General features: G+C 71.3%; 10 protein-coding genes. 8 read left to right on the top strand and 2 right to left on the bottom strand.

Features of this window, described 5'->3' with window-relative positions; translation table 11 throughout:
• The first annotated feature begins 86 nt into the window (after positions 1 to 86).
• From HED23_RS15260 to HED23_RS15240, 5 genes are all read left to right on the top strand, one after another.
• The gene (locus HED23_RS15260; protein WP_238441963.1) at positions 87 to 566 is read left to right on the top strand and encodes a hypothetical protein; all 480 of its coding nucleotides are present in this window, start codon (positions 87 to 89) and stop codon (positions 564 to 566) included.
• Complete coding sequence (locus tag HED23_RS15255) at positions 563 to 3919, top strand: ATP-binding protein (RefSeq protein WP_203183966.1); 3357 nt, start codon at positions 563 to 565, stop codon at positions 3917 to 3919. Before HED23_RS15260 ends, HED23_RS15255 begins: the two co-directional genes overlap by 4 nt.
• Positions 3920 to 4064: 145 nt before the next feature.
• Complete coding sequence (locus HED23_RS15250; RefSeq protein WP_203183965.1) at positions 4065 to 6623, top strand: S8 family serine peptidase; 2559 nt, start codon at positions 4065 to 4067, stop codon at positions 6621 to 6623.
• A gap of 2 nt (positions 6624 to 6625) precedes the next feature.
• Positions 6626 to 9583, top strand: coding sequence for an FG-GAP repeat domain-containing protein (locus HED23_RS15245; RefSeq protein ID WP_203183964.1), 2958 nt, complete (start codon positions 6626 to 6628; stop codon positions 9581 to 9583).
• 182 nt (positions 9584 to 9765) lie between these two features.
• Entirely contained in the window at positions 9766 to 10446 is a 681-nt protein-coding gene (locus HED23_RS15240) for an AroM family protein (protein ID WP_203183963.1), read from the top strand.
• A gap of 7 nt (positions 10447 to 10453) precedes the next feature.
• Here HED23_RS15240 and HED23_RS15235 read toward each other — a convergent pair whose 3' ends face one another.
• Positions 10454 to 11236, bottom strand: coding sequence for an IclR family transcriptional regulator (locus HED23_RS15235; RefSeq protein WP_203183962.1), 783 nt, complete (start codon positions 11234 to 11236; stop codon positions 10454 to 10456).
• A gap of 243 nt (positions 11237 to 11479) precedes the next feature.
• Between HED23_RS15235 and HED23_RS15230 the strand changes: the two genes are divergently transcribed.
• The 3 genes from HED23_RS15230 (at position 11480) to HED23_RS15220 (ending at position 15716) form a co-directional block, all read left to right on the top strand.
• A complete protein-coding gene (locus HED23_RS15230) occupies positions 11480 to 13111 on the top strand; it encodes an OPT/YSL family transporter (RefSeq protein WP_203183961.1) in 1632 nt (543 codons plus the stop codon).
• A gap of 87 nt (positions 13112 to 13198) precedes the next feature.
• A complete protein-coding gene (locus HED23_RS15225) occupies positions 13199 to 14263 on the top strand; it encodes a DUF917 family protein (RefSeq protein ID WP_203183960.1) in 1065 nt (354 codons plus the stop codon).
• Complete coding sequence (locus HED23_RS15220; RefSeq protein ID WP_203183959.1) at positions 14256 to 15716, top strand: M20/M25/M40 family metallo-hydrolase; 1461 nt, start codon at positions 14256 to 14258, stop codon at positions 15714 to 15716. The genes HED23_RS15225 and HED23_RS15220 overlap by 8 nt, the downstream gene beginning before the upstream one ends.
• Positions 15717 to 15799: 83 nt before the next feature.
• Here HED23_RS15220 and HED23_RS15215 read toward each other — a convergent pair whose 3' ends face one another.
• Entirely contained in the window at positions 15800 to 19375 is a 3576-nt protein-coding gene (locus HED23_RS15215) for a S8 family serine peptidase (RefSeq protein ID WP_238441962.1), read from the bottom strand.
• Positions 19376 to 19380 lie beyond the last annotated feature (5 nt).

Raw genomic sequence — 19380 nt, 5'->3', positions numbered from 1 at the left:
GGGGCAGGTCCGCGCCTGCCTGGTCCCTGAGCTGCTTCGGCAAGGAGAACAGCTATCGCATCCGTGGACGCCGCCCCCTCCGCCGGATGAGTGACGCGCCCTTCATCGAACGGTTCCACGGAGGTTCGCCGGCGGCCGTGGCGGGGCGCATGCTCCTGATCGCCGTACCGCTGACCACCGGGACGATCAGCGTCGCCAGGGACCGTTCCCTGGCCGCCGACGCCCGCCCGGCCGCCGAGAGGTGGGCGGCCACCGGGAAGTGGCAGATCGCCTCCGTCGAGGGCCGCAGAGGCGTCGTGGTCATCGGCGTACTCGGGCTGCCGCCCCAGCCGGCGCCCACCGTGCTGCGTGCCGCCCTCGCCCGCAACGGCATGCGGACCTCGAACTTCATCTGGTGGGCGGCCGCACCCACTGGTGCCCGGCGGACACCGACACCTGCACCGTGCGGGACCCGGCCATCGGCTGACCTGGGCTCACGAAGCTCACGGGGGCTCAGGAAGTGCTGCCCGGCGCCCGCCCCGGGCCCTGCCGGCTCGGGGTGCTCGGCTACAGTGGCGCCCCCATGAACACGCAGCAAACGCCTCCCACCACCGGTCACGGTGTCGCCCCTTTGCTGCGTCTGCACCTTTTCGGCCGCTTCCGCGTATCGCGTGACGGTTGTCCCGAACCGACCGGCCGGTGGCCGCGGCTGACGGCCCAGGCGCTGGTCAAGCTGCTCGCTCTCACTCCGGGCCACCGGCTGCACCGTGAGCAGATCATGGACCTCTGCTGGCCGGACACCGATCCGCACGCCGCCGCCGGCAATCTCCGCGTCGCTCTGCACGCGGCGAGGCGCGCGCTGGAGCCGGAGCTCGCCCCGCGCGCCGCGTCCTCGTATCTCGTGTCGGACGGGGCGATGCTCTCCCTCGCCCCGGCCACCGTATGGGTCGACACGGACCATGCCGAGGAGGCTGCCGAGTCCGCGCTGGCCTCGCACGACCCCGCTGCGCTGAAGGACGCCCTGGCCATGTTCACGGGCGAGCTGCTGCCGGAGGACCGGTACGTCTCGTGGACGGAACCGCGGCGGGCACGGCTCACGGCCCTGACGAACGAGATGCACCTGGGGCTGGCCTCGGCCCACCTGGAGCGGGGCGCTCTTCAGGAGGCGACGGCGACTGCGGAGCACGTCCTGCGGTCCAGCCCGGCCGAGGAGGCGGCGCACCGGATCCTCATCGACGCCTGCATACGCCAGGGCCTGCGACGGCGTGCGGTGGGCCAGTACCACCTGTGCCGGGAGGCACTGGCGGCCGAACTGGGCGTCCCACCCGGTCCGGAGACGGAGCGGCTGCACCGGGTCGCCCTGGCCACCACACGCAAGCCGGGCCCGGCCCGGGTGGCCCTGCCCGCACCCCTGCAGAGCCCTGACGTGGCCCCCTTGCGCGGCCGCGACGAGCTGCTGCACCGGCTCCTCACCGCCGAGGGGCCGCCGGTCCTCGTACTGACCGGCGAGGCCGGTGTGGGAAAGACCCGTCTGGTGGCCGAGGCCGCGCGGCTCGCCGCCGCCGGATCCGCGGTGCTGTGGGGCGCCGGCCACGACGCGGAGGGGCACACCCCCTACGGCGTCTTCGCGGAGGCGCTCGACGGCTGGCTGGCCGAGCGGGACGTGACCGAACGTGCCCGAGTGGGCTCGGAGTATCCGGAACTGGCGGCCTTCCTCCCGTCGCTGGGGCAGGTACGGTCCCTCGGCGACCGCAGCCCCGAGGAGGAACGCGACCGGCTGTTTCGCGCCACGACCGGCCTTCTCACCGAACTCGCCACTGTTCAGCCGGTGCTGCTGGTTCTGGACGACCTGCACGCCGCGGACTCCGGCTCGTACCAACTGCTGAGCCACCTGGCCCGGCACGCCTCGCGTCCTGGATTCCCGTTGCGCGTCCTCGTGACGTACCGGGCCGAGGAGCTCGCCGACTCCGGTCCCCGGGTCGTGGATCTGACGGCTCTGCTGCGGCAGCCGCAGGTCGTGCACGTGATCGTCCAGCGCCTCGACCGGGAAGCGTGCCTGGCGGTGGCGCGCGATGTCGCACCCTCTTCCGGGGCCGGGACGGACAGCCCGGAACGGTGGGACCGGGTGTGGGAACTGTCCCTGGGAAACCCGCTGTTCGCCGGCGAGCTCGCCCGGAACCTTGGCGTTGACGGCCCCGAGGGCGGGGCGCCGGACGGGGTGCGCCAGTTGGTGGCGGAGAAGCTCGCCCGTCTCGACGGGAACACGCGCCGCGTGGTGGAGGCACTGTCCGTCGGCGGAGCCGAGACCGCGCTTTCCGAGCTGCTCGACGTGGCCGCCGACGGCTTGCACCCACCCCTGTCCGGGGCCGCGGCGATCACCGCTCTGGACGAGGCCATCGGCGCCGCGCTCATCGAGGAGCGGACCGTCGTCGTGACCGGACGGCACGAGACCGGCATCGCCTTCCGGCACCCGCTGGTCCGCCTCACCTGTTACGAGCGGCTGTCCGCCGTCCGCCGCCGGCACCTGCACGGCGCCTTCGCGCAGGCGGTGCGCCGACGCCGCCCCGACGCCGTCGACACGCTCGCCTCGCATTTCGCGCGCGCCGACGACGTCCGCGCGGCCAAGTACCTGCGCCTGGCGGCGGAACGGGCAGCTGCCCTGTACGCGAACGACACGGCCGACCGCTACTACCGGGACCTGATAGCCCGGCTCGATGTCGACGCGGGCCGTGCCCGGCTCGCGCACGCCCAGGTGCTGCGCAGCATGGGCCACTTCGAGCAGGCCGTCGGCGCCCTGCGCCCGGCCCTGGCCGAGTTCGAACGGCTGGACGACCACGACAACCGCGTCCTCGCGGCGGCACTGCTGGCGGAGATGCTGGTCAGAACGGGGTCCCCCGCACCCGGCCTCGCCGTCCTGCGGCAGCATCCCGTGACGGAGGAGACCTCTCCCGAGCCGACGGCGGGTCACTTCCTGACGCTGTCCGTCATCCTCAGTACCCAGGGTCATTACGACGACGGGTGCGCCGCCGCCGAACGCGCCCTGACGGCAGCGGACGAGGTACCGGGGCACTCCAGCCACGGCCTGAAGGCCCGCGCCTTCGTCCTCCAGGCGAGCAATCTGGGGCTCGCGGGCCGCTTCGACCTGGCACGCGCCGCGGGCGACAGGGCGTTGGCGCCGGCCGAGGCCTACGGAGACCCGACGCTGCTCGGATCGGTCCTGTCGATGCTGCGGGAGAACGCGCGTCGCGCGGGCCGTCTGCGCGAGGCGATCGACCGGGGAGAGCGCGCCCTCGGCCTCGCCGAACGGTCGGGCGGCCCGGCGGCAGCCGCCTTCGAGCGGGCGAACCTCGCGGAACTCCGGCTGCTCCTGGAGGAACCCGCACAGGCTCGCGCTCTCGCCGAGGCCGCGGTCGCGGGCGCGGAACCAGCCGAGGCCTGGTGCCTTCCGTACGCGCTCGCGGCGCTGGCCCGCACCCGGTGGGCCTTGAACGAGGCGGATGCCGCCGAGGTCCTCCTGGACCGCGCAGAGTCGGTCGCCACCACGCTCGGGGACCGACGTGCGAGCCACGCGGTGCGCACCGCCCGTGCGGAACTCGCTCTGTACCTGGGGCGTCCGGAGGCAGTGCTGCGGGTCCTGGACCGTTTCGGCGACGAAGCGCCCGTGCTGGCGGCCTGGGGGGAGCTTCTCTGCGGCCGTGCCGAATCCGCCCGGCAGCTTGCTCTGGCCGAGGTGTCGCGGGCGGAACGTACCGGTGAGCATCTTGCCGAGGTGGAGGCCCGGGTCGCACTCGGCGCCTCCTTGACCGCGCTCGCCGAGGAAGCCGAGGGGGCCGGGGAACTGGACCGGGCCGAGTCGCTGGCCGAGCTCCTTCCCTACCCGGCCGGGACGCGCCGAGCCGCCTGGGCGCGAGACCTGTTGCGCGATGACGGCCGCGCCTGAACGACACTCGCCGGAGGCACTGCTGACGGGCGGACTGCTGGTCCGTGGTGCCCCGGCCATGGCCGGCCGGGCACTGTAATGCCCGAGTAACGGCGTCTGTCTACTGTCCGAGCTCCCCCGTTCCATTCCTGGAGGAGCTCCCTCGATGCATCTGTCCCCACCGCCGTGGCGTGGCCGCGCCGTCTGGGCGGCGGCCGCCTTCACGGTGACCGCGCTGCTGTCCGCACCGCTTCCCGCGGCTGCCGACGCCGCGCCGTCCCCCAAGGTCGACTCCGCGCTCCTGAGCGCCGTTGACGGCGGCGGCCAGGCGTCCTTCTTCGTCGTCCTCAAGGACCAGGCGGACCTGTCCGCCGCCAAGAAGAAGAACTCCCACGCCGCAAAGGCGAAGTCCGCGTACAGCGAGCTGCGGGCCCACGCGAAGACCAGCCAGAAGTCGCTGAACACCTTCCTCGACAAGAAGAAGGCCGGTCACCAGGACTACTGGATCGCCAACGCGATCAAGGTCACCGGCGACCAGGCGCTCGTGGACGAGCTCGCCAAGCGCTCGGACGTCGCGTCGATCGTCAAGGAGCGGCACTACGAGCTCGACGAAATCGAGACCTCCGACGCCGAGGTCACGAAGACACGCACCCCCTCCAGGAAGACGGACTCCGCCGGAAGCGGCGACGACACCCCGGAGTGGGGTATCGCCGACATCAACGCGGACGACGTCTGGGACCAGTACGAGACCCGCGGCGAGGGCATCGTCATCGCCAACGTCGACTCGGGTGTGCAGTACGACCACCCGGACCTCGTCGCCCAGTACCGCGGCAACAACGGCGACAGCTCCTTCTCGCACGACTACAACTGGTACGACGCGACCGGAGCCTGCCCCGACAGCTCCGTGCCGTGCGACAACAACGGCCACGGCACGCACACCATGGGCACGATGGTCGGCAAGAAGGGCATCGGCGTCGCGCCGAACGCCACCTGGATCGCCGCCAAGGGCTGCGAGTCCGACCAGTGCACGGACTCGTACCTCCTCGAGGCCGGCCAGTGGATCCTGGCTCCGACCGACCACAACGGCCAGAACCCGCGCCCGGACCTCGCCCCGAACATCGTCAACAACTCCTGGGGCGGCGACAGCAACACCTTCTACCAGGACATAGTCGAAGCCTGGAACTCCGCGGGCATCTTCGAGGCGTTCGCGGCCGGCAACGACGGTGACGGCGTCACCTGCTCCACCACGCACCCGCCGGGTGCGCAGGTGTCCTCGTACGGCGTGGGCGCGTACGACTCCACCGGCAAGATCGCCAAGTTCTCCGGCTTCGGTCCCTCCCCGATCGACGGCCTGGCGAAGCCGAACATCTCGGCGCCCGGCGTCGACATCGGTTCGACGTGGCCCGGTTCCTCGTACAACACCATCAACGGCACGTCGATGGCGACCCCGCACGTCGCAGGTGCCGCCGCGCTGCTGTGGTCGGCTGCCCCGTCGCTCATCGGCAACATCGACGAGACCCGCAGGCTCCTCGACGAGGGCGCCCGTGACGTCGACGACACCCACTGCGGTGGCACGGCCGGCATGAACAACGTCTGGGGCGAGGGCAAGCTCGACATCCTCGCCTCCGTCAACAAGGCCCCGCACACCGCGGTGACGGTCTCCGGCACGGTCACCGACCGGGCCACCAGCAAGGCACTGCCCGGCATCGCCGTCAAGGCCACGGACGCCGCCTCGGTCACCCGCTCGGTCAGCACCGCCTCCGACGGTTCCTACCGTCTGGTGCTCGCCCCGGGCACGTACTCCTTCGCCCTCGGCGGATACGGCTACGCCGGCAAGACCGTCTCCGGTGTCGAACTGGCCTCCGGTCAGCCGCTGGCCCAGGACATCGCGCTGGAAGCTGTCACTGCCCACCCGGTCACCGGCACCGTTCTCGACGTCACCGGCAAGCCGCTCGCCGAGGCGGCCGTCGAGGTCGCCGGCACCCCGATCCCCTCCGTCACCTCGGGCGCCGACGGTACGTTCACCCTGCCCGCCGTCGCGGAGGGCGACTACACGCTGTCGGTGAAGCCCGCCGCCCCGGTCCTGTGCAACGGCGTCTACTCCGCGAGCCTGGCCGTCGACGGCCTCGAAACCCGCACCGTCCAGCTCCCGGCCCGCACCGACAAGGCCGGCAACAGCTGCACCCCGGCGACGTACTCCTGGATCAAGGGCTCCACCGCCGTGTCCCTGACCGGTGACGAGGACGCCAGGACGGTCTCGCTGCCCTTCTGGGTGACCCTGTACGGAGTCGACTACTCCAGCGCCTCCATCACCACCAACGGCCTGGTCAACTTCATGGAGCCGCGCCTCGGCGACTACTCCAACACCGCGCTTCCCTCGGCCGCCCGGCCCAACGGCGTCGCCGCCGCGTTCTGGGACGACCTGACCCTCGACAAGAAGTCGAGCGTGCAGACCGCCCTCAAGGGCACCAACGGCAAGCGTCAGTTCGCCATCGTCTGGAATCAGGCCCTGCTCGTCTCCGACGGCAGGACCCGCGTCACCTTCGAGGCCGTCTTCGACGAGGCCACCAGTGGCATCACCTTCCAGTACAAGTCCGTGCCCGGCAGCGGCTCCTCCGCGACCGTCGGCATCGAGAACCAGGCGGGCACCGACGCCCTCCAGTACTCCTTCGACGAGGCCGTCCTGACCGACAGTTCGGCGATCCGTATCGCACAGGGAGCCTGACCATGCGATCCCCTCACTCCAAGCGGGCACTGACGCTCGCCTCCGCCCTGGTGGCCGCGGGCCTCGCCCTGGCCTCGGCGCCGCACGCGCTGGCGGCCGGTACCGACAGCGGCTCGGTGATGAAGCTGACCGGCACCCAGGCCGAGAAGCTCGCCGACCACATGGGTGTCGACGTCTACGGGGACCGGGCGGCCTCCGACAACACGACGGCCGACGGCCGGGCGTCCAGCAAGGGCACCTCCGCCACATCCGGCGGTACGGCCGGCGGCGGCTCGCACCTCGACGCCGTCGGCTCCGGCACGACCGCGGACAACACCCCGGTCACCTTCACCGCCACGTCCACGATGGAGGGCGTGCGCGGCCTCGGCGTCACGGTGCCCGCCAAGGGCGGCCAGTACTTCACCGTGCACAGCCTCGGCAACATCCAGCTGCACAACGCCGACGGCTCCACCGTGTGGTCCCGCACCAACGCCTCGCTGTACACGGACTGGCAGGTCAAGCCCTTGCAGCCGTGGCGGGTCGAGCCGTACCCCGCCCGCATCGTCATGGGCTACGACGCCGTCAGCCCGTTCTCGCCCTACTCCGACCAGGGGTACGACACAAGTGACCTGACCGGTGACGGTGTCCCGGACATCGTCTTCTCGGCGGCCGTCGGATTCTCACCCACGCCCCGGGCGTTCACGTCGCCGGGCTCGTCCCTGCCGGCCGGCACGTTCGTGACGGTCATGGACGGCAAGACCGGCAAGACGCTGTGGTCAAAGCTTTACTCCTACGTCACCAACGTGAAGACCGTCGACGGCACGCTGCTGCTCGCGAACTCGCCGCGGACGAACAGCAACTCGCCGGCGACCGAGACCGCCACTCTCTCGGGCATCCGCTTCTCGTACGCCGACGGCGCGCTGACCCCGTCCTCGACGTGGACGTACGACACCAAGGAGACCCGCGGGGTCAGCTGGAGCTCGCTGGAGAGCGTCGGAAGCGGAAGGATCGCCGCTTCCTGGAACCTGCGCAAGGCCGAGGGCGTCGACGCACACGGCAACACCCTCGTCCTCGACACGGCCGACGGTTCCGCGGCCTGGCGGACGGACAGCGATCTGTACGGCCGCCAGCTGCATCTGGACGCCGCGCGGGACCGCGTGGTGGCCCTTGAGCAGTCGGACATCTCCGACGCGGTCAAGTACGAGATCGTCTCGTACGACCTCAAGACCGGTGAACGCACCGCCCTGGACACCCGCGTCAACGCGATGGCGACCGCCATGACGGTCGGCGACGCGGCCTCGGGCGGCGGCACGGAGTACGCGGTCAGCGAGTCGACCTTCGACTCCGCCCTCTTCGTGAACTCCAGCACGATCCGTGTGCTGAACGGCGAGGACGCGTCCACCGTCAAGTGGGCCCACACCTTCAAGCGCGCCGCCGAAAACCCCGGCGACGGATCCAACACCTGGCACATGGACAGCGTGGGCGGCAAGCTCGTTGTGTCCGGCCAGGACGCACAGGGTCTGGGCACCGCCGAGAACCCCGGTGGTCGGCGCTACGGCGCCCTGACCGTGTTCAACGCCAAGGGCAGGATCGCCTGGCAGCAGAACGGCGTGAGCGCGTCCCCGATGTTCCACGAGAGCTACCGGTCCGGCGGCAAGGACTTCGTCCGGACCGTCGACCAGAACCAGAACATCCGGACGTACAAGCTGGGCAACGGCGTACAGAAGGCCATCACACCGCTCCAGGGCGCCCTGAACTACGCACAGGCCGTCGACCTCAACGGCGACAAGAAGAAGGACGTCGTCGCCGGCGGCACGTCCAACGGCGTGTGGGCCTGGTCCGGGCCTTCGCTCGTCAAGGGCGAGCCGAAGCAGCTGTGGCGGGCCACCGTAGCCGGAGAGATCCACAACATCACGACCGGTGACGTCAACGGCGACGGAAAGCCGGAGGTCGTCGTCGCGGCGGACGTGGCGACCACCGTCCTCGACGGCGCCACGGGCAACGTCCTCACCACCATCGACGGCGCCGGCCAGTACGTCCGCTCGGTGACGGTCGCCGACGTCAACGGCGACGGCAAGGACGAGATCCTCGTCCCGACCGACGCCCTGCGCGTCTACAACGCCCGGGGCACGCAGCTGTGGTCCTATGCCGCGCCCGCGGGCGCCGGTGACGTGGTCTTCTCCGACACCGCCGTCGCCGACGGCCAGGTGTACACGCAGTACTCCAGCCTCGGCGCGATCAACAGCGCATCCGCCGTCCAGAACGGTGTCGCGCTCGACGCCGCGAAGGGCACGGTGCGCTGGACCGCCGACCCCAAGGCTCCGGAGCAGGCTTTCGACGGCAAACTGTTCGGCGCGGCCCTCGACCACGCGGTCTTCGCCTCGCCGGCAATTCCGTACGCCGACGGACACGCGGTCGTCTACACCTGGATCACACGCAGCGATCCCACGGTCGCGGGTGAGCTGGCCAGCGCCACGCCCCGCGTCGTCATGGAGATCCGTGACGGACGTACCGGTGAAGTGCTGCACCAGACCCTGGGCGGCAGCCCCTGGTCGCACGACCACTACCTCATCGACGACAGGAACGACCTGCTGTACCAGCTCAGTTACGGAACGTTCCGCGGCTTCGGCGCCAATGGCGCGGACACCTCCAGCTCCGTGGTGGCCCCGCTGCGAGGCGTCCAGTTCATCAACGGCCCCGGTGGCCGCAGGCTGCTGGCCGGCGGCCTGGAGGGCGGCGTCGGCGTCTGGGACCCGTCGGTGCTGACCACCGGCTGGCAGTTCCAGGGCGGTCTGGGGACCGGCTCCCTGATGGGCGGCCGCAACTATCTCGCCGCCGACCTGGACGGTGACGGTGTCGACGACATGATGTCGCTGAACTCCGACGACTTCGGCCGCAACCGAATGGCGGACCAGTTGGGCGGCGGAGTCCTGTCGCTGAACAACGCGATCCAGCAGACCACCACTTACACCCTGTACTGACCCGTCCCGGCTGACCGCCGGGCCGGACAGCGAGAACCCCCTGGGCTCTGCCCAGGGGGTTCTCTGCATGGCGGGAGCTCGACTGCCCGCGCGTCACAGGAGCCTGTCCGCGCCTGACACCGTCCAGTACATTGATCCGGAACAGGGTTCCGGAATATGGACCTCATGAGAGATGAGACGCCGTGCACACACTTACCTTCCTGACCATCGGCCAGGCCCCCCGCCCGGACCTGTCCGAAGCCATCGAGGCGCACCTGCCGGGGACCGCACGTGTACGGCACGCCGGCGTGCTCGACGGCCTGACCCGCCCGGAGACCGAGCTCCGCTTCGGGGCGACGGAAGGACGCGCGACCCTTCTGAGCCGACTGGCCGACGGAAGTCCCGTGGCCTTGGACGCGGACACCGTCGGCACCGCGCTGCAGGCCCGTATCGATCAGGTGGAGGAGGCCGGCGCCGACGTCGTGGTGCTTCTGTGCACCGGCGAGTTCCCCGGCCTGCGGACCAGGCGGGCGCGGCTCGTCGAGCCGGACGCCCTGGTCACGGGATACGTCGGCACAGTCCTGCGGGGCAGCCGTGTCGGATTCGTCGTACCACTGCCCGAGCAGGTGACCGAGGCTCGCGAGAAGTGGCGGGCCGTCGTTCCGGCCCCCGCGTTCACCACGGCCTCGCCGTACGCCGACAACGACGCGGCCCTGCTCGCGGCGGCCTGCACCCATCTCGAGGCCGGGGCGGACGCCCTGATGCTCGACTGCATGGGGTACGGGGCGCAGCACCGCCGGTCACTGCGCGGGGCCGGGCTCACCGTCCCGATCCTGACGCCGGGTGCGGTGGTGGGCGCCGCCCTCGGGCCCCTGCTGGCCTGAGGGCGTCTCAGCGGCCGGCGTCGGACTCGACGTACCGCAGCCAGTACGGGTCGCCGATGCGCTTGCCGACACGCAGGGCGGCGTCCCGCACCGACCGGCCGAAGCGGGCCGCGTTCCCGTCGTGCAGCTCGGGCGCGGGCAGCGCGACTCCGATGCCGAAGATCTGTCCCGTGTCGCTGTCGAGTACGGCCGCGGAGACGCCGGCGACGTTCGGAACGTACTCGCCGCGCGAGGACTCCCAGCCATCGGCACGCACCCTGGCCAGGCAGGAGGTCAGTTCACCGGGGGTTCGCGGCGCCGAGCCCGTGCTCTGTTCCAGGCGGGCGTCGACGAGACGCAGCACCTGCGCGTCGTCCAGGCGGGCGAGCAGCGCCCGCCCCATGGAGCTGGCGTAGGCGGGTGCCCGGGTGCCGGCCGGGGTGTACGCCTGGAGGGCGCCGGTCGTCCCGAGCCGCATGTGGAGCACGAGCGACTCCGGCCCGTCGAGCACGTCCACGTATCCGGTGTATCCGATGTCGGCGACCAGCCTGGCCAGCTCCTCCTCCAGCAGGGAGGCCGTGCTGCGCGAGGCACGGAAGTGGTACGAGGCCTCCATGACGAGTACGCCGGGGCGGTAGGCGCGGCTCGTCGGGTCGCGGTCGAGGAAACCGTAGTCGGCCATCATGCTGAGCGTCCGCGAGACGGAGCTCTTGGGCAGGTCGAGCGCCCCCGCGACATCCGTCACGGTCAGATCGCGCTGCAGACGCGCCATCAGCTGCAGGACTTCGCGCGCGTTGGCGAGTGTGCTCACCGTTCTCCCGCCTCCCCCGAGTCTTGTCGTCCGATCGTAGAGGGCGCCCGGGCGTGCTCCTGACCGCCCCTCGTCCGCGACTCCGGACCGCCCACATTCCGAGAATCCCGGCTCAGCCCTTGACGGCGGAATGAGCCGTATGGATGATCCAGTGAGATCCAGATATTCAGATGCTGTTCCATATTCTAGAACTTTCCCAGGCGACTGACAAGGCGCCCACCCGCACGGGAGCACCGAAAACCCATGAGCACTGACGCCTCTCCCCAGGCCGAGACCTCGCACCCTTCGAGTGAGGGCCCGCGCCATCCCCGCGCCCTCGCCCCCGGCAATCTGATCCTCACCGTGGTGCTCAGCGTGTTCGGGGCGATCGTGGGCGTACAGCTGCTCGCCACACTCGGCGTCACCCCGAGCACCTCGCTGATCGGCGCCCTGGCTGCCATGACGCTGGCCCGCGTACCGCTCGTCATGTTCCGCGGCTTCCGTTCGGTGCACGCCCAGAACCTCGCACAGACCAGCATCTCCTCGGCCACGTTCGGCGCCGCGAACAGCCTGTTCCTGCCGATCGGCATCCCGTTCCTGTTCGGGATGGACAACATGATCATCCCGATGCTGGTGGGGGTCGCCGCAGCGATGCTGGTCGATGCCTGGCTGCTCTACCGGATGTACGACACCCCGGCCTTCCCCGCGAAGAACCCCTGGCCGCCCGGGCTCGCCGCCGCCCAGGCCATCAAGGCCGGCGACGAGGGCGGCCGCCGCGCCAAGGTGCTCGGCATCGGCCTGCTGACCGGTCTGGCCGGCGCCGCGTTCGCGCTGCCGATGTCGGCGTTCGGCGTGGCCCTGATCGGCGGTCTCGGCGCCATGGCCGCCTTCGGCGTGGGCCTGCTGTTCAACCAGTACGCCGACCCGCTGTTCGGCCTCGACCTCGGCGCCATGTACCTGCCTCACGGCATGATGATGGGAGCGGGCCTGGTTGCCCTGGTGCAGGTCGGCCGCACCATCGTCCAGGCCCGGCGCGCCCCGGCGCAGGACACGCACGCGACCGGACCCGCCGGCGCGCCGGAAGGCGCCCGGCGGCTGGGCCGCTCGATGCGGCTGGGCTTCGGCGCCTACCTCGTGATCTCGGTCCTGCTCGCGTTCGGCACGGGTGCCGCCACCCACATGAGCCCGGGCATGCTGATCGGCTTCCTCCTGTACGCCTCGATCGCCGCGTTCCTGCACGAACTCCTCGTCGGCATCGCCTCGATGCACTCCGGCTGGTTCCCGGCCTTCGCGATCGCCCTGATCACGCTGCTCCTCGGCATCCTCATCGGCTTCCCGCCCGAGGCGCTCGTCGTACTGTCCGGCTTCACCGCCGCGACCGGCCCGGCGTTCGCCGACATGGGCTACGACCTGAAGGCGGGCTATCTGCTGCGCGGCGAGAACACCGACCCCGCTTTCGAGCTGGAGGGCCGCCGTCAGCAGCTGATCGCCGCGATGATCGGCTTCGGCGTCGCCATCGTCGTCGTCCTCGTCTCGTACCGGATGTTCTTCGACAACGGGCAGACCGCCCCGATCGACGCCGCGTACGTCGCCGCGATCAAGGCGGGCCCGTCCGCCGAGACCGCCCGGGACCTCGCCTTGTGGGCGATCCCCGGCGCGATCGTGCAGCTGATCGGCGGCTCGAAGCGCCAGCTCGGCATCCTGCTGGCGACCGGGCTGCTGATCACCACACCGATGGCCGGCTGGATGGTCGCCGCCGGCGTCGCCGTCCGCGTCCTCGCCCCGCGCGTCCTCGGCCCGAAGGCCAAGGACGACCTGGAGGTCTTCGCCGGCGGCGCGATCGCCGGTGACGCCCTCTACTCGTTCGGAAACGGCGTGTTCAAGGCCGCCAAGTAGGCCGGCAGGCCCTGCGCCGAGCACACCGGAAGCCGGACGCCCGCACGTCCTCTCGCACCCTGTACAGAACCACCCTGGGAGACCCCCGTGAAGCGACAGTTGACCCATGACGACATCCGCGCGGCCGTGTACGGCGGCGCCGTACTCGGCGGAGGCGGCGGCGGTTTCGTCGAGCGGGGGCTGCGCACCGCCGAACTGGCACTCCAGATCGGAGTGCCGGAGCTGTGGACGGCCGACGAGTTCGCGGCCGACGACCTGACCGCGACGGTGGCCCTGGTCGGCGCCCCCGCGGCGCCCGACCCGCAGGTTCTGCCCACGCATCTGCTGCGCGCCCTGGAGCTCCTCCGCCGTGACCTGCCGCGCCCGCTCGTCGCCATCCACACGAACGAGAACGGCGCCGAGACCACCATCAACGGCTGGTTCCACTCCGCGATGACCGGCCTGCCCGTCATCGACCTGGCCTGCAACGGCCGCGCCCACCCCTCCAGCGTGATGGGCGCGATGGGCCTGCACCAGGAGGAGAACTACCTCTCCAGCCAGGGCTACGCGGGAGGCAAGCCGTACGCCTACGTCGAGGGCTCGGTCTCCGGCGGCCTGGAGGCCACGTCGAACGTGGTCCGGCGCGCCTCCGTCGAGGCAGGCGGCTGGGTGGGCGTGGCCCGCAACCCCGTCGAGGTCGGCTACGCGGTGCGCAACGGCGCGCCGGGCGCCATCGGTTTCGCCATCGAACTGGGCCGCCGGTTCCTGACGGACGGTGTACTCGGCGCCGCCCAGCACCTCGGCGGTGAGATCGCCGTGACCGGCACGGTGCGCGAGTACCGCTGCGAGCAGCGGGAAGGCCTGGACGTCGGCGTCGCGATCCTCGACGACGCGGCGCGCACCACCCTGTACATCGTCAACGAGTACATGGCGCTCGACGTCGCGAGCGTCCGCCGGGCCTCGTTCCCCGATCTGATCACGACGTTCGACGAGGCCGGGCAGCCGCTCGCATCCGCCGACGTCGAGGTCGGCAAGCAGGTCAGCGTCCTGGTCGCCCCGGCCGGGAACCTTCTGCTCTCCCGGACGATGTACATGCCCGACGTGTACGCGCCGGTGGAGGAGCTGCTCGGCGTCGAGTTCGCCCCGGTCGCGCGGGTCCTCGCCGATGCCTGAGCACATTCCGGCCGGTGTCGCCGACGCCGGCCCCGTACGGGACTTCTGTGACGCCCAGTGGGAGACGGAGGTGCTGCCCCTCGTCCGGCAGCACATCCGCGTTCCGGCGGTCAGCCCCGCGTACGACCCGGACTGGGAGACCCACGGCCACCTCGACCGGGCTGTCGACGAGGCGGCCGCGTGGCTGCGGAACGTGCCGCTCCCGGGGCTGCGGGTGGAGGTCCTGCGCGCGTCCGGACGTACGCCGCTGATCTTCTTCGAGCTGCCGGGCGAGGGCACGCGGGCGCAGGAGACCGTCCTGTTCTACGGGCATCTCGACAAGCAGCCCGAAGGCGACGGCTGGACCGACGGCCGCACCGCCTGGGAACCCGTCTTCGATCGCGACCGGCTGTACGGCCGCGGCGGCGCCGACGACGGGTACGCGCTGCCCGCGTCGGTGACCGCGGTGCGGGCGCTGGCCGAGCAGGGCGCGGCCCGGCCGCGCTGCGTCGGTGTGTTCGAGGCCGGTGAGGAGTCGGGCAGCCCCGACCTCGACCACTGGTTCGCCCTGCTCGCGCCGCGCATCGGGGAGGTGGGCCTGGTGGTCTGCCTGGACTCCGGGGCGGGCGACTACGAACGGCTGTGGCTGGTCACATCGTTGCGCGGGTCCTGCGGCGGGACGCTCGACGTGCGGGTCCTCGGCGACGGCGCGCACTCCGGGGACGCGGGCGGCGTGGTGCCGTCGTCGTTCCGGGTGCTGCGGCAGTTGCTGGACCGGCTGGAGGACGGCGCGACGGGTTCGCTGCGCCCGAAGGCACTTCACTGCGAGGTGCCCACCGCGCGGCGCGCCCAGACACGCGAGGCGGCGGCGCTCCTCGGCGAGCAGGTCTGGGGCCGCTTCGACTGGTACGGGAACGCGTCCCCGGTGACGGACGATCCCGAGGAGCTTCTCCTCAACCGGGCCTGGCGCCCCAGCCTGGAGGTCACCGGAGCGGACGGCATGCCTCCGGTGGTGTCGGCGGGCAACGTGCTGCGTCCGCACACACGGGTGAAGGTCTCGCTGCGGCTGCCCCCCACGGTGGACAGCGCGGCGGCCCTCTCGGAGGTCGGCCGGATCCTCGAGGCGGACCCGCCGTACGGCACGTCGGTCCGGTTCACGCCCGACCGCGTGGTCGCAGACGGCTGGCACGCACCCGCCGAACAGCCATGGCTCCGGACGGCGTTGTCGGCGGCGAGCCGGGCCTGCTTCGACGGGGCGGACGTCGCCCGGATCGGGCAGGGCGGCACGATTCCCCTGATGGGGAAGCTGACCCGGCAGTTCCCCGAGGCACAGTTCCTGGCCTGCGGAGTGCTGGGCCCGGGCGCGAACGCGCACGGTCCGAACGAGTCCCTCCACGTCCCGTACGCGCGGCGCCTCACGTCGAGCCTGTCGCTGATCCTGAACTCCTACGCCCTGCGGGCCTGCGCGGACTGAACGGCCCCTCCGTCTCCGCCTGTGCCAGGGCCCGCCCCGGAGTGATTCCGGAGCGGGCCCGAGCTGGCTGGCGAACGTACTGATCAGCTCGTCAGATCAGGGCGCTGCGTCACCCGGACCGAATTGACCAGCGTCGTGCCGGTGACCGCCTTGAACGCGATGTCCAGCCGACCGTCGGTGACCTTCACGGTGAACACCTTGGACAGGGCCGTACGAGTGGCGCCCGATTCCAGGCGGATGTCGACGTTCGCCACCTTCTCCACGCCTTCGGCGATGACGTCGAAGACGCGCGCGCCCGGCTTCGCACCGGCCGGCTCGGCGAAGCCCAGCTCCACCTGGTAGACGCCGTTCGGGACGGCACCGAAGCGGTACTCGCTGACGCCCTCCCGGCCCGAGCGCAGCAGTTGCTGCTCCTGGGAGGTGCCGGCACCCAAGATGTCCTTACGGGTGTAGGTGAGGACGGTGCTGTCACCCACGTATCCGAACGAGCCTTCCGCGTACGCCCGGTCCTGGGTCCAGGTGTCGCCGAGGGCGTCCAGGGAGGCGGTGTGCCCACCGACGTCCACGCCCTTCTGGTACGCCGGGACAACCAGTTTCAGCGGCAGCGAGAGCGTCGGGGTGCGGGCGCTCTGCGATGTCAGCACGAGGGTTCCCGTGTAGACGGTGCCGGGCTTGGCGGCCACTGTGTCGAACGTCAGGGTGACCTGCTGCCGCGCGCCCGCGCCGAGCGTTCCGGACGCCGGGGTGACCTTCAACCAGGAGGCGCCGGACTTCTCCGCGACGGTGTACGGGGCGGACGCGCCGTCGTTGGTGAGGGTCAGGGTGCGCTCGCGCCGCTCCCCCGCCGCCACGACGAGGTGCCAGCCGGCCGCGTTGTCCGCCCGCGTCGCGCCGGTGGTGAGCGCGGTCTCGGTCCGCACGGCGGACAGGCTCCGCAGTTCGGCGGTGCGGGTCGCGGCGGTGTAGTGCGGCGCCGCGATGGTGATCGTGTGGTCGGCCGCCGCGTCCACCGGCACCTGGGTCAGGTACGCCCCGTCGGCCCGGGTGGTCGCCGTGCCGACGCTCGTCCCGCCACGGGTGACGGTGACGGTGGCGCCGGCGACCGCCTTGCCGTCGTTGGCGTCGGTCACCGTGCCGGAGACGACCGCGTGGCCCTCGGGCCGGAAGCGGATCGCCATGCCGTCGCGGACGGAGAGCTGGTTGTGCGAGTACTGCAGGGCGTCGGTGCCGTCGTGGTTCTCGGCGCCGATGGTGGCGCCGGTGGCCTGCTCGAAGCCCTTGGCGCTGGGGTCGATGCCCTTGTAGTGGAAGGTGTACGTGCCGTCCTCTCCGATCACGGCGGCGAAGCCGATGCGCTGAGTCGTGTCGCGGGCGATGAGCATGTCGCGCCATTCGACGACGTACTCACGGTGCGGGGCGGTGCCGCGCACCGCCGTGTGGATGCCGGAGGAGGAGTCCATCGCGAGCTGGTCCCAGAACGGCGAGAGCGCGCCGTTGGCCGGGGACTTGTTCGGCAGCGGGCTGTTGTCGAGCAGCGAGAGGTAGCCGAAGATCAGCTGACCGTCGCGGGTGATCCAGCCCTTGTCGTACGTGTGGCCGTACAGGGCGACCGGGAACGGCGGGGTGACGGCCGCGTAGGACGTGAGGGCGAGCTTGGTCTCTCCGGCCGGGAACTCCTCCGAGACCTGACGGCACGTGGTGCCGAAGGCGTCGCTGCGGGTGGCGAGGGCGACGTCCCTGGTGGCCGTGCCCGTGGTCACGTCGAGCGCGATGCCGATGGTGGCCGCGCAGTGGTTGAGCGGCGTCAGGCTGACCTGGTAACTGCCCACGGGCAGCGTCAGCCTGTACGTGCCGTCGGAGGCGGTCGACGCGCGGACCGGGGTGCCCTGCACCTTGATCGCCACGTCGGCCTCGGTGCCGGAGTCGCTGCGGACGGTGCCGGTGACGGTTCCGGTGGGTGCGGCGGTGAGCGCGGCGTCGTGGGTCGCGGATCCGCCGTCGGTGACGGTGAGCGCGGCCGTGTCGGTGACGTATCCGAACTTGGTCACGGTCGCCGTGTACTCCCCGGAGACCAGGCGTGGGAAGACGTAGGTGCCGTCCTTCCGCGTGGTCAGGGTGGCGCGTGTCGGGCCGGCCACGGAGACCTCGACGTCGGCGGCCGGTTCGCCGCCGATGGTGACGGTGCCGGTGAGGGCGCCGATGTGGTCGCGCGGGGCCGCGTCGACGGCGGCGTACGCGTCGAGCCGGCCTTCGCCGTAGACGTTGTTGAACGCCGCGGTGCCACCGCACGTGGTGTCGTCGACGTCGGTCGCGGACTTGTTCAGCACCGCCTCGGTGGCGGTGACGTCACCACGCAGGGCCGGAGCCGCCGACAGGAGCAGGGCGACGGTGGCCGCGGTGTGCGGTGAGGCCATCGACGTACCGGACTTGGCCGCGTAGCCGCCGCCGGGGACGGCCGAGCGGACGTTCACTCCGGGGGCCGCGATGTTCGGCTTGACCGTGCCGTCGACGCCGGGACCGCGCGAGGAGAAGGGGGCGATCTTGTTGTTGTTGTCGAAGGCGCCCGAGGAGTACGTGTTGGCGTAGGCACCCGGGGAGCCGGCCGTGTCGCAGCCCGGCCCGATGTTGCCGTTGGAGAAGGCCGGGAAGATCCCGGCGTCCCGCCAGGACTGGACCATGGCCTGGTACCAGGTGTCCAGGCTGTCGGCGCCCCAGGAGTTGTTGACGACGTCGGGGGCGAGGTCGGGCCGCGGGTTCTGGCCGTCGGCGTCGGTCGGAGCGAGTATCCACTGCCCGGCGGCGAGCAGCGCCTCGCGCGGGCAGTTCTGCGTGGTGCAGGCCTTCGCCGCGATCCAGCGGGCGCCGGGCGCGACGCCTGTGGAGTTGCCGGCACCGTCCTCGCCGACCATGGTGCCGATGGTGTGGGTGCCGTGCCCCTGGTCGTCACAGGGATTGGTCGTGCCGCAGGTGTGGGTCGCGTCGAACCAGTCGTAGGCGTGGTCGTACGTGCCGTCAACCTTCAGGCCGCGGTAGGCGGCGGCGATGGCGGGGTGCTGGTAGTCGACGCCGGTGTCGATGCTGCCGATGACGACGCCTTCGCCGCGCACGCCGTACTCGTTCCAGACCTTGGGGGCGTTGATCCGGTCGACGTTCCACTCGACGCCGTCGACCTTGGCCTCGTTGGTGCCGTTGACCGTGGGCGGGAGCGGGACGGTGTCGTCGGCCTCGATCGACGCGACGTCGGAGCGGGCGGCGATCTTCGCGGCGAGTTCCTTGCTGCCGGTGACCTTGACGGTGTTGCTGATCCAGTACGAGGTGTAGGAGGCGCCGGCCTGCTTGAGCAGTGCGGTGAGTCCCTGCTGGGACTTCTTGGCGTGCGCGGTCTTGACCTTCAGGACGGAACGGCCCTGACCGGTCTTGGTGGTGGCCTTTCTCGCCGCCGAGGTGTCGGCCTGGGAGTCGAGCTGCACCCAGAACGAGACCTTGTCGTGCCGGGTGAAGTCCTTGAGCAGGGCACTGTCGGCCTTGCTCAGCAAGGTGGTCGGCGGGACCGGTTCGGCGGCGACGGCAGGGAGGGCGCCCAGGAAGGGTACGCCGAGCGTCGTGGCCAGTGCGGTGGTGAGCAGTGCTCGCCACCGGGGTGTTCTGTGTCGGTTCACGTCTG

The sequence above is a fragment of the Streptomyces pratensis genome, assembly GCF_016804005.1.
Classification (GTDB): Bacteria; Actinomycetota; Actinomycetes; order Streptomycetales; family Streptomycetaceae; genus Streptomyces; species Streptomyces pratensis_A.
Note: the sequence above shows the minus strand (reverse complement) of the source record. Positions and strands in the feature narration are given on the sequence as shown.